This is a genomic window from Bacteroides sp. ZJ-18 (genome assembly GCF_011038705.2).
GTDB lineage: Bacteria > Bacteroidota > Bacteroidia > Bacteroidales > Bacteroidaceae > Bacteroides > Bacteroides hominis.
The window spans coordinates 844,464-855,917 of sequence record NZ_CP072198.1 but is presented as its reverse complement, the minus strand read 5'-3'; the positions used below and the strand labels follow the sequence as shown (position 1 = coordinate 855,917).

Here is an 11,454-nt window from a genome sequence, read left to right as displayed (position 1 = left end):
TTTAATATTAATTTAATGCCGTTAAATGTATGAAGCAAATGTATAGTGCCCTGCTTGTATTAGTTTTACTAATATTCCCATCGTTACTTTTTGCCACAGAATCAGAGTCCGCCGATAGAGTGCCCACCATCCGTGGAGTAGTCTACGATGAAACAGATACACCATTGGCTTCGGCCACTGTCCAAATAGAAGGAACCACCATCGGAACAACAACCAATAGTGAAGGCCGTTTTATTTTGCGCAATCTGGCTCATAAAGTTTACAAGATAAATATCAGTTTTGTGGGATATGTCACTCAGACGCGTACTGTTGATCTCACTTCAAGAAGTGTAGCACAGCTCTCTTTTACACTTTTACCGGACGAGAATTTGCTATCGACTGTAGAAGTATTCGGAGAACGATATAAACAACCGAAAAAACTGGATGCCATCACCCGCATGCCATTACGCCCCAGTGAACAGATACAGAGTATTTCTGTAATCTCAGAAAAATCGATTGCCGAACAGGGAGCACTCACCGTAATCGATGTTACAAAAAATGTACCCGGAGTTACTCTTTTCGGATCGTATGGCGGAGTAAGAGAAAGTATGTCCATCCGCGGATACCGGGGAGTACCTATTTTAAAGAATGGAGTCCGGATAGATTCCGATTTCCGTACCGGATCTGCTTTATCCGAAATGCAGGGAGTAGAAAGTGTACAGGTTATTAAGGGTTCTGCAGCCGTCACACAAGGTATCGGAAACGATCTCGGAAGTGCCGGCGGAGTAATCAACGTAGTAACCAAAACACCCAAGTTCACCAATGAAGGAGAAGTATCTTTGCGTGCAGGCAGCTGGGGATTGTTCCGTCCCACATTCGACGTACAGTCCGTTCTGGATAAAAATCAGACGATCGCTTTCCGTATGAACGGTGCCTTCGAACGTTCGGATAATTATCGCCCGGTCATCCATTCCAATCGAGTATACATCAACCCTTCATTAGAATGGCGTCCGGACGACAAAACAAGCATTACCATAGAAATGGATTACCTGAATGATAACCGTACTCCTTATACCAGTTCAGTCAATCTATCGAAAGATACGGAAGAGAATCTCTACGACATGCCACACAACAAATTCCTGGGATTCAAAAACGATAATGTAAACAACAAGACGCTGACTTATGCCGCACGCATCACCCGCCAGCTGACAGATAATATCAGTGTGCGGGCAGCATACTTCGGCTCTTCATATAAAGTGGATAATACAAGTACTTCCGTAAAAACCGTAGTCAATAAAGAATATAACATGCGTAGAAGAACGATTTCACGTTCATTACGCGATGACCGCAACTCAACTTTCCAGCTTGACTTTATCGGCAGAGACATTTTCACCGGTCCTGTTAAACATACATTCCAATTGGGATTCGACTACAAAAACACCGATCTGTCGATCACCAATTATACCCCTGTCAATATAGACACTATCAACGTACTTGCCCCGAGCATCTCGAATGCGCTACCTGTCGCGGTTAAATTTGTTCCCGAGACTCCGGTAGAATCCAATTCTTCAAGTTATGGAATAATGGCACAGGAGGTAATGACTTTTAATAAGTATATAAAAGCTATTCTGGGACTGAGGTACAGTTATATCAGCAGCCAGGACAATACAAGTGCAGGTCCCACTACCGGAGATGCCTGGAATCCAATGTTGGGCATCATGTTGACTCCTATAAAGAACATTAATTTGTTCGGTTCATATACAACCACTACCAGCCTCCTTCATGCGGCCAGACGAATGGAGAACGGAGACGAAATAGGTCCGTCGAATACCCGCCAATTTGAGGTAGGCATCAAGTCTGACTGGCTGAATAACCGCCTGCGCTTTAATCTGACATATTTCGATATCCTTACTAAAAACCTCTCTTATAGTACTTATCATCCGGGAACTACACAACCTACCGGTTATTTTGATAAAGCGGGAAGCCTGAAAAGAAAAGGTATCGAAACCGAATTAAGCGGAAGTATACTTGAAAACCTCCAAGTAATGATGGGTTACGCTTATCTGGATGCAAAATACGAAAACAGCCCGGCCTTTAAAAATGGTTCAGCCCCGATGAATACCCCTAAACATACTGCTAACGGATGGATTCAATACCGATTCGACAAAGGAGTATTAAAAAGACTATCAGCCGGTATAGGGGTCTATTTCGTAGGAAAACGTCCTGTTAATGATTTTGCAATCAAGCCGGACGGACACGGTTCCATGACCAACGAAAAGCCTTTTGACATGCCCGGTTATACTACAGTAAATGCTCAGTTGGCTTATAGTATCCACAAATTCACCGCCCGTGTATACCTGAACAATTTATTCGACGCATTAGGATATAATTCTTACTATCGTGGAGGATACATCAACCAGATCGATCCACGTAATTTCTCAGCAATAATCTCTTACCGTTTTTAAATGAAGATAAAAAGATATTGCCGTTATATTCATCTTTGGCTCTCCCTTCCGGCAGGGATTCTGATCAGTATTATTTGCTTTACAGGTGCCATCCTCGTATTCAAAGAGGAACTCCTGGCAATGATGGGATATGAATCTATCCGCGAAAGTCCGTTAATGATAGTGATGAAGCTGCATCGGTGGCTTATGGATGATACCCGGACGACAGGCAAAATGATAGTAGGCATCTCCACTCTTTTTTTCATCTTTATATTGATCAGCGGGCTTACAGTTTACTGGCCACGCAAATGGAAAAAAAGCCGGCTGACAATAGAACACCAAAGAGGAAAACGGAGATTCATGTTCGATCTACACTCCGTACTGGGATTCTATGGAGCACTTATCTTGCTGGTATGTGCACTGACCGGATTAATGTGGTCCTTTCAATGGTACAGAGATGTAGTAAGTTTTATCTTTGATGTGGAAGTAAAACGGGGGGCTCCCGTCTGGAAAGTAGTACGTGCCTTACATTTCGGAACCTATGCAGGAATGTTTTCAAAAATCATCACCTTTATTGCTGCTTTGATAGGAACTTCATTACCTATCACAGGATATTGGATGTATTTGAAAAGAAAAAATCTGGTTTAACTTCCTTCCTTCAATAAAGGAAAGGTACTTTTCCGGATAAGAAAATATAAGAGGATGTATCGAAACTCACCACAGAGGACACAGAGTAACTTTAGAGTAAATCTAAAGTAATATTCTTAGTCTATGATAATCTGTGTAATCTATGGTGAAAGAGTTTTGATACAACTCCTCTTACTTACTTTACTCAAGTATTTAATCTTTCCCGGACTGATCGGGATACAGCGATTTATAATAATTGATACGTTCTGTCCATGGCCTGTATTCAAATGGAAATACGTGTTGCTTCTCTGCCCATTCATCCCATTTTTTCTCCAGTGTTTTTACTTTTTCCGGATAATTGGCAGACAAATCGTTTTGCTCAAACGGATCCTGCAATAAATGGAACAACTCCCAGGGTTGCTTACCATTGGCCCTGACTAACTTCCAGTCCCCGGATATGATTCCACAAGATGTCTGATGTTCGAAAAACAAATCTCTTTTCGGTAGCTTCTTTCCTTTTAATGCCGGAAAAATGGTTCTACCTTCCGGAGCATTAATCGAATGATTCCTAAACTCCCGGGGATATTTCACAGAAGCTATATCCAGACAAGTGGGAAAAAGATCGATAATGTGAGTGAATTCATGACAAACCACTCCTTTCTTCCCATCAGGTTGCCCGCCTCCATACATTACAATCAAAGGTGAACTGGTACCTCCCTGAAAACACCATTGTTTGTAACTGCGGAAAGGAGTATTGCTCAAATCAGCCCGCAGCTGTGTGATCAGATCACCTTCATTGGTGGCTCCATTATCACTTAAGAATAAAAATACGGTATTATCAAATATACCTTTTTCTTCAGTGGTCTTTATTACTTCTCCAATACCATCATCCATAATTTCAATCATAGCGGCATAAGTAGCCATCTCCGTAATCCAACGTTCCTGTTGCTGCGGAGTAAGACTATCCCAGGCCGGCCGTTTTCCTCTGAATTCCCTCTCAAATACCGGCAGCTGTTTTTCGGAATCCGTTAAACCATTTTTCCGGATGCGCTCGAAACGCTGTTTACGCAACACATCATATCCCACTTTATATCTTTCACGGCAAGCGTCCACTCTTTCTTTAGGAGCCTGCAAAGGTAAATGAGGGGCATAGTGGGCCAAATACATAAACATAGGCTCATCAACCGGATGCTGACGGATAAAACTAACGGCAGAGTCGGTAATGGCTGTGGTATAATAATAGTCTTCTGAAAACTCTGCAATATGCTGTAACCCGGAATATACGGGTTTCGGAGTATAATAACTTCCACCTCCAGAAAGACAACCATAGTATTTTTCGAATCCCCGCTCAACCGGATAGCTTCCATTCGGCTTGGAGAATGCACCGTCAACGGTAACATGCCATTTACCACTCATATAAGTATGATATCCGTTTTCCCGAAACACTTCTGCGATAGTAGGATATTGCTCTGATATTTGACCTCTATATCCGGGACGATGTTCATCTACAGCAGTCATCCAACCCATACCTACTTCGTGTTGGTATCTGCCTGTCAACAAAGCAGCTCTGCTGGGACAACTGCGCCCTGTGTTCTTAAACTGGCTGAAACGTATTCCGTTTTCCGCCAAGAAATCAATATTGGGCGTATGCACTTCTCCCCCGTAACACGATAAATCAGAAAATCCCATATCATCACACAAAATCAGAATAATATTGGGTTTCGTTTTATCCGGATTTGTTTTATGGTTTGTCGCTTGGACTCCCCAAGCATTCTGCATACCCGTGGTAAACAGCAGGGAACATATCAGATAATTGTTTTTCATAGGTTCAAATGATTTAAAATTTACTCTTTTATCCACACTCCTGTAATCTCTGCCACATAGACATGATGCAGACCTCCATGGGTAGTATACCACTGTTCATAGACAGACGGATCCAGAAAATTTTCTTTCTTCAACACATCTGTGTACATTTTCCGACATTCCATATTAAGTCTTCCCTGTTCAAACAGAACATTACCTTTATCCGTAATAATTGGCTTTAATCCGGTTTCTTTTATCTTATCTACTTCACGTCCCGACTTAGAACCGCATATTTTATGTATGGCCTTATTCTCCTGTCCTAAAAAAGAAAGAGTAAAATAATCGTTATTTTGTATAAAATCGAACGTATATCTTTCCGGACGAATAAAAACATAAACCACTGGTTTATTCCACAAAAAACCAATACCTCCCCAATTGGCGGTCATGGTATTAAACGCATCTTTATTACCGGCAGTTACCAGCATCCATTCTTTACTGATGGACTCAAAGAAATTATCAGTAAGTTCGTTGATATCAATTGATTTCATCCTATTAAAATCTGTTTATAAATGACATATTAAAAATAATTTTCAATAAGAAGCAGAGGCCGAAAGTCCCTCTTTCGTAAGAAGAGCCACAATCCGGTCTAACTCCTCGGGAGTGGCTTTCTGCAAGTCCTGATCGGGAGTTTCCCGATCGATCGTATAAATCATTACCTGTCTCGGGGCGATATCCTTCACAACTTCCAGCCAGGGAAGTACATACTTGTCAGAAGTATTATCCACATCTTTCCCCTTATATTTTCCTTTCATAAACATAGTCTGCACGATACAATTGCCTTTAAAAGCTTTTAAAAGTCCGACTGTTCCATTCAGATCGTATCGTCCGTTCGGACGATCTACAGTCCGAATATACTCTTCATCCACCGTGTCCAACTTCAAAATATTATTATCCACCCTATTCAATGCATCGAATACAGCCGGACGGTTGATAAAAGTAGCATTACTGAGCACACTCACCTTTGCATCCGGAAAGTAAGCATCACGCAAAGCAAGTGTATCGTTGATAATCTCCGGAAAGTGAGGATGAGCAGTCGGCTCACCGTTTCCGGCGAAAGTCAGTACATCGGGAGCAGGTCCGTTACTTTTCATCTCTTTCAATTTATCTTCCAGAGCCATACGGACTTCTTCGCGGGTCGGTAATGAAGATTTAGGACGATGTTCGCCATTGTAACCACATTCACAATAAATGCAATCGAAAGAACATACTTTTCCGTCGGAAGGAAGTAAATTTATTCCAAGTGAGACCCCTAACCGGCGTGAATGAACCGGTCCGAATATGGGAGAAGGAAAAATAATAGTCATACTTAATTCTGTTTAATCGTTCAATCTTAGAAACTGTTTTGAATTTCTACAAAATTACTAAAACTTTAGACGCAGCTGCATTTGTATATCCGTTTTTTTATTTCCCCTGATCAGGTCGTTGCCGGAACCTATTTCATCACGATCAAAATACGTAGTTTGTCCGAGCTTGGCAATTACTGTCCAATGCTTGTTCATATCATAGCGAAAATGAATAGCCAGTCGAATACCTTCTCCCTGAAAAGATGGAGTATAAAAAGAATACAGCAACCCTTTCTCGTAGATATAAATACGTGAATCATAATCGTCTGTATGGAAATAACTACCTTGCAATTCTGTTGTCAGAGGCAACCGGGAAAGTTTCCATCCGACCTTTTGCGTCAGTTGATAACCTTTCCCCGCCGTTTTCCCGTATGAATGAAAATGGTTATAATCTACCGTTGTCCGGAAAGATAACGAAGAACAGGGTAAATAGTTCAAACGATAACGCAGCCGGTGATGATAGGTAGGCAGAATCACCTTTCCCTTCGTACCGGTCACATCACGCTCTTTCCGTTTATAACGGTAATTCACATACATATCAACCGTTTTCGACGGAACGTAATCTGCCTGAAAGAACAGATCCATTCCTTTCGAAGCCTTACTTATCCGGTACCTCCACCAGGGAAAAGAAAACAGATCGGCAGAAATGAAAAACGTCCAGCGATTGAAAGGATTTACAGAAGCAGCTAAATACCATCCGTTTTCATTCTGAACACTACTTCCTTCACTAAATGAATGAGCAAACATAGCCCAATAATCATGTGAATAATAACGGTGAACCAACATCAACCGTATATCTTGTAAAGGAGAATAAAGTACCTGATTCATAAAAGCCATGCCACTGATCCCCAAAGCTGCTTCTCCTTGTATAGAAAAACGATGAAAACGATATTTATAATCCATACCCAGATTATAAAAAGAACGACCATGCAGATTGTATTTTGAATAGCCTTTAAGTTCCGGTTCATAAGACCTGTTAAAACAGTAGTAAACACCGGTTATACCCAGTTGATAACTATTCCCGGTATAGCTGATATTTCCTCCGCCCATCTGCATAACCAATTGATTCATTTTATCAGCTTCCTTTTTGCTTCGGTGTAAACCTGTTTTATAAATCGAGGTAATTTCACCGTCTTTTATCACTCCATCGAACGAACGATGTGAATAAAACATAGAAAGTGTCCATTGTTTCCATTTTAAAGCTATGGCACTCCCACGGAAATAATTATATTCATCGGTAGAAGCATGTCTGCGTATCCCTGTATTTCTGAAAGTGAAAGACGAAGAATAAGCTGTTTTTCCAAACATAGAACCTTGTCCGAGTACCAGTCCCTGACCGAAATTCAACCGATAGTTTCCTACAATTCCCGTTTTCAGTATTCCTATATCATGAAGGAGTAGATAGAAAGAGTAGTAATCGTATCCCTGCTTATTATGTAAAGCTCCGAAAGGTTCGCCGCTATCTTTCTCGGCAACTATGCCTGCATAAACTGTTTCCCGATAATGAAATCCGTATTTCACCGAGTTATAAACAGCAGGACCCAGGTAATTTTTCTCATATCCCTTACGTCTATACAAAGGCACATCCATACGAGTCACCACTTCATGTTTTCCATATTTTAAAATCTGCTTTAACGTAACAGACTCTTTCTTATCAACAGGCTCTACACAGACAAAAGGAACCAGATATCGGATAGTTTGTCGATCCATCCCCTCTACAAATTGAAGTTCATAGATAGTCTGCATCGATCCGTGAATATAAATGTACGCAAGCAGATTCTCAATCTGAATGTTGCTGAGAAAAGGAAAACGTTGAAGTTGATCTTTAGTGACAGAGTTTATATTAACAGGGTTGTTAACAAGATCGGTTAATTCCTCCAATTCATTCTCCCAATTGCGCGTATCCCCTTCTTCATCGGCTATTGACAGGTTTTCCATTATGTCCTCCCAAGGATAATCCGAATTATTCTGAGCATGGCAAGTAGAAGTTATCAACGCTATATTAACAAGTAGAAATACACAGAATATAGATATATATCTATTCATTTCATGTGTGATTATTGTGTTTTAAATAGCAAACGAGTTGTCGAAGATAATTTAAATAGGTTAATGCTGCAAGGAAAATCATAAATATAAATTTATTCCCTTATTTTTGCAAAATGAATATGAGGCTTATCATAGGACTACTGATGTTATCCATCGCCTTATTGTTTTCTTCTGCATCACAGGCACAGGAAAAAACAAATCTCGGTGGATATCTGGTACCTATGTGTGTTTATAACGGTGATACAATACCTGCCTTTCAGATTCCGACCATCCACATATTCAAGCCTTTAAAATTCAGGAATAAGAAGGAGCAGATGGAATATTACAAATTAGTGAGAAACGTAAAAAAGGTATATCCCATTGCCAGAGAAATTAACCAGACTATCATTGAAACTTACGAATACTTACAAACTTTACCTAATGAAAAAGCCCGGCAACGCCATATTAAACGAGTAGAAAAAGGGTTGAAGGAACAATATACTCCACGAATGAAAAAACTCTCTTTTGCACAAGGCAAGCTGTTGATAAAGTTGGTAGACCGCCAAAGTCATCAGAGTTCTTATGAACTGGTAAAAGCATTCATGGGGCCTTTTAAAGCAGGCTTCTATCAGACATTTGCCGCTCTTTTCGGAGCCAGTTTAAAAAAACAATATGACCCCGAAGGAGAAGATAAGCTGACTGAACGCGTGATAGTATTAGTGGAAAGCGGACAATTGTAAATCCGCTGCTTAATAACCAAGCAATTAATAGCTTCGAAACCAACTATAAATTGTTTATCAACAGCCTACCAATATCCTATTTCAACTTCTTAAATAAGTCCCAGATAACAATTCCCGCTGTTACCGACACGTTCAAAGAATGCTTTGTGCCATATTGGGGAATCTCAATGCAACCATCCGAATGGTCAATAACCTCCTGCTGCACTCCTTTTACTTCATTTCCCATAACTACAGCATATTTCTTCGAACGGTCCAGTGTTAACTCATCCAACATGATACTCCCTTCCGCCTGTTCGACAGAGTATACCACATATCCTTCACTCCGGAGGTTATCAACCGTTTCAACTGCGTTATTAACATACTTCCAATCCACTGTAAACTCGGCTCCCAAAGCTGTCTTATGCATCTCGGGATGGGGAGGAGTAGCCGTAATTCCACACAGATAAATACATTCAATCCGGAAAGCATCTGCCGTACGAAACACAGAACCGATATTATGCAAGCTCCGTATATCATCCAACACTACAACTAAAGGCAATTTATCAGCTTCTTTAAACTCTTCTATACTTATCCGGTTCAGCTCGGTTATTTTCAATTTTCGCATGATGATGTCGTTTCTGTTAGTATGTTGCAAAAGTAATTCTTTTCTTGTTAACATAGGTGTTGATAACGGTTTAAAACCTGTCAAAAGAATCAGCATATATTTTGAAAACTAATTCTTGCATTATTCAAATGAAGGTATAAGAGCAACGGGATATGAACAATACAAAAAAGTTAGCTTCAACTTTCCAAGCATACTTCAACAGATTTTTCAGTACTAATTAGCCTGTTTATATCCATAAAGTTTTTAACTTTGCACTTTATCAACAAGGTGTTAATGAAGTTAGCAATATAGCTTATTATCAATAAATAGACACGTTCATAAACTGATTATAAACTTAGATAAGTAACTAATAACTTATCTGGCAAGAAAAAGCCAGTTTATTTGCTAACACTATTAACAGGCTATAATCACTAACAAAGGATTTCTTTTTAAAAGAAGAGAAAAAATAAGAATATAATGAATCGAGAAGAATGGGTGAATAAGGGATTCGTTGACGAGCCCGTAGACAAAAGCATTGATCTGAAAGCAGCCATCAATGAACTGAAAAAAGAAAAGAATGCAGTAATCTTGGGACACTATTACCAGAAAGGCGAAATACAGGATATTGCCGACTACATTGGCGACAGTCTGGCTCTGGCTCAAATCGCGGCTAAAACCGATGCGGATATTCTTGTGATGTGTGGAGTTCATTTCATGGGTGAAACTGCAAAAGTGCTTTGTCCGGAAAAGAAGGTATTAGTACCCGATTTGAATGCGGGATGTTCATTGGCAGACAGTTGTCCCGCAGATAAGTTTGCTGCCTTTGTGAAGGAACATCCGGGATATACGGTGATTTCGTACGTAAATACAACGGCAGCAGTCAAAGCAGTGACGGATGTGGTGGTTACTTCGACTAACGCAAAACAGATTGTGGAAAGTTTCCCGAAAGATGAAAAAATTATTTTCGGACCGGACCGTAATCTGGGGAATTATATAAACTCGATCACAGGACGTGAAATGCTGTTATGGGACGGAGCTTGTCATGTGCATGAACAATTCTCGGTGGAGAAAATAGTGGAGTTAAAAGCTCAATATCCCGATGCCGTAGTACTGGCACATCCTGAGTGTAAAAGTGTAGTATTGAAACTGGCCGATGTAGTGGGGTCTACGGCTGCCTTATTAAAATATGCAGTGAACAGTGACAAGCAACGGTTTATTGTAGCTACCGAAGCAGGCATCATACATGAAATGCAAAAGAAGTGCCCGCAAAAAACATTCATTCCTGCCCCTCCTAACGATAGTACCTGCGGATGCAATGAATGTAACTTCATGCGGCTGAACACGCTGGAAAAGCTCTATAATTGCCTTAAATATGAATTCCCTGAAGTAACTGTTGACCCGGAAGTTGCTAAAGAAGCAGTGAAACCGATTAAACGAATGTTGGAAATTTCAGAGAAACTGGGTTTATAAACAGGCTGTGAATAAATAGTTAACTTTACGGTTAATAATTGATAGATCTATGATATGAAAGAGTTGTATTATACTTATATATAAAGGTATAATACGGCTCTTTGTTATTAACAGAGATAGTTGAAATCTCTGTTAATAATAGAATATAGATAATTTGATAGAGCAGGTTCATTCAATCGGAAGCTATTCTTTAAAGAAGGGATGAAAAAGTTGGTAAAGAATGATAGAGAAGTAATGGTATTAAAAGAACTAAAGTTAGAATTATAACGCAAAAACATGGGGATGTTTTATATGAAAAGATCCCCATGTTATATATCAAAACATCCGGATGTTTTGATAATGGAGATTTAAAGTTTTGGACTGGATAAAGTGCAAAAAGA

General features: G+C 40.0%; 9 protein-coding genes. 4 read left to right on the top strand and 5 right to left on the bottom strand.

The annotated features are described in order from the left end of the window. Nucleotides 1-29 precede the first annotated feature (29 nt). Both G7Y45_RS03490 and G7Y45_RS03485 read left to right on the top strand, forming a co-directional pair. On the top strand, nucleotides 30-2,444 hold the full coding sequence (locus G7Y45_RS03490) for a TonB-dependent receptor (protein ID WP_165016791.1): 2,415 nt from the start codon (nucleotides 30-32) through the stop codon (nucleotides 2,442-2,444). After that, a complete protein-coding gene (locus G7Y45_RS03485) occupies nucleotides 2,445-3,071 on the top strand; it encodes a PepSY domain-containing protein (protein WP_005782830.1) in 627 nt (208 codons plus the stop codon). 192 nt (nucleotides 3,072-3,263) lie between these two features. On the opposite strand, the gene G7Y45_RS03480 is transcribed toward G7Y45_RS03485, so the two are convergent. The 4 genes from G7Y45_RS03480 to G7Y45_RS03465 are packed head-to-tail and all read right to left on the bottom strand — an operon-like array spanning nucleotide 3,264 to nucleotide 8,302. Next, nucleotides 3,264-4,874: an arylsulfatase gene (locus G7Y45_RS03480; RefSeq protein ID WP_165016794.1), complete on the bottom strand. Its 1,611-nt coding sequence runs from the start codon at nucleotides 4,872-4,874 to the stop codon at nucleotides 3,264-3,266. A gap of 20 nt (nucleotides 4,875-4,894) precedes the next feature. Continuing rightward, entirely contained in the window at nucleotides 4,895-5,401 is a 507-nt protein-coding gene (locus G7Y45_RS03475; protein WP_165016797.1) for a flavin reductase family protein, read from the bottom strand. Nucleotides 5,402-5,443: 42 nt separating this feature from the next. Beyond that, nucleotides 5,444-6,217, bottom strand: coding sequence for a radical SAM protein (locus G7Y45_RS03470; protein ID WP_005782835.1), 774 nt, complete (start codon nucleotides 6,215-6,217; stop codon nucleotides 5,444-5,446). Nucleotides 6,218-6,274: 57 nt separating this feature from the next. After that, the gene (locus G7Y45_RS03465; protein ID WP_165016799.1) at nucleotides 6,275-8,302 is read right to left on the bottom strand and encodes a helix-hairpin-helix domain-containing protein; all 2,028 of its coding nucleotides are present in this window, start codon (nucleotides 8,300-8,302) and stop codon (nucleotides 6,275-6,277) included. 119 nt (nucleotides 8,303-8,421) lie between these two features. On the opposite strand from G7Y45_RS03465, the gene G7Y45_RS03460 reads away from it, so the two are divergent. Then, a complete protein-coding gene (locus tag G7Y45_RS03460) occupies nucleotides 8,422-9,021 on the top strand; it encodes a DUF4294 domain-containing protein (protein ID WP_022011333.1) in 600 nt (199 codons plus the stop codon). A gap of 76 nt (nucleotides 9,022-9,097) precedes the next feature. On the opposite strand, the gene G7Y45_RS03455 is transcribed toward G7Y45_RS03460, so the two are convergent. Then, a complete protein-coding gene (locus G7Y45_RS03455; protein WP_005782842.1) occupies nucleotides 9,098-9,625 on the bottom strand; it encodes an RNA methyltransferase in 528 nt (175 codons plus the stop codon). Nucleotides 9,626-10,081: 456 nt separating this feature from the next. On the opposite strand from G7Y45_RS03455, the gene nadA reads away from it, so the two are divergent. After that, complete coding sequence (nadA, locus tag G7Y45_RS03450) at nucleotides 10,082-11,074, top strand: quinolinate synthase NadA (RefSeq protein WP_022011334.1); 993 nt, start codon at nucleotides 10,082-10,084, stop codon at nucleotides 11,072-11,074. Nucleotides 11,075-11,454 lie beyond the last annotated feature (380 nt).

Excerpts from the sequence above, each read along its gene's own strand:
- G7Y45_RS03490 (WP_165016791.1), top strand. The coding sequence starts at position 30 with ATGAAGCAAATGTATAGTGCCCTGCTTGTATTAGTTTTACTAATATTC.
- G7Y45_RS03485 (WP_005782830.1), top strand. The coding sequence starts at position 2,445 with ATGAAGATAAAAAGATATTGCCGTTATATTCATCTTTGGCTCTCCCTT.
- G7Y45_RS03480 (WP_165016794.1), bottom strand. The coding sequence starts at position 4,874 with ATGAAAAACAATTATCTGATATGTTCCCTGCTGTTTACCACGGGTATG.
- G7Y45_RS03475 (WP_165016797.1), bottom strand. The coding sequence starts at position 5,401 with ATGAAATCAATTGATATCAACGAACTTACTGATAATTTCTTTGAGTCC.
- G7Y45_RS03470 (WP_005782835.1), bottom strand. The coding sequence starts at position 6,217 with ATGACTATTATTTTTCCTTCTCCCATATTCGGACCGGTTCATTCACGC.
- G7Y45_RS03465 (WP_165016799.1), bottom strand. The coding sequence starts at position 8,302 with ATGAATAGATATATATCTATATTCTGTGTATTTCTACTTGTTAATATA.
- G7Y45_RS03460 (WP_022011333.1), top strand. The coding sequence starts at position 8,422 with ATGAGGCTTATCATAGGACTACTGATGTTATCCATCGCCTTATTGTTT.
- G7Y45_RS03455 (WP_005782842.1), bottom strand. The coding sequence starts at position 9,625 with ATGCGAAAATTGAAAATAACCGAGCTGAACCGGATAAGTATAGAAGAG.
- nadA (WP_022011334.1), top strand. The coding sequence starts at position 10,082 with ATGAATCGAGAAGAATGGGTGAATAAGGGATTCGTTGACGAGCCCGTA.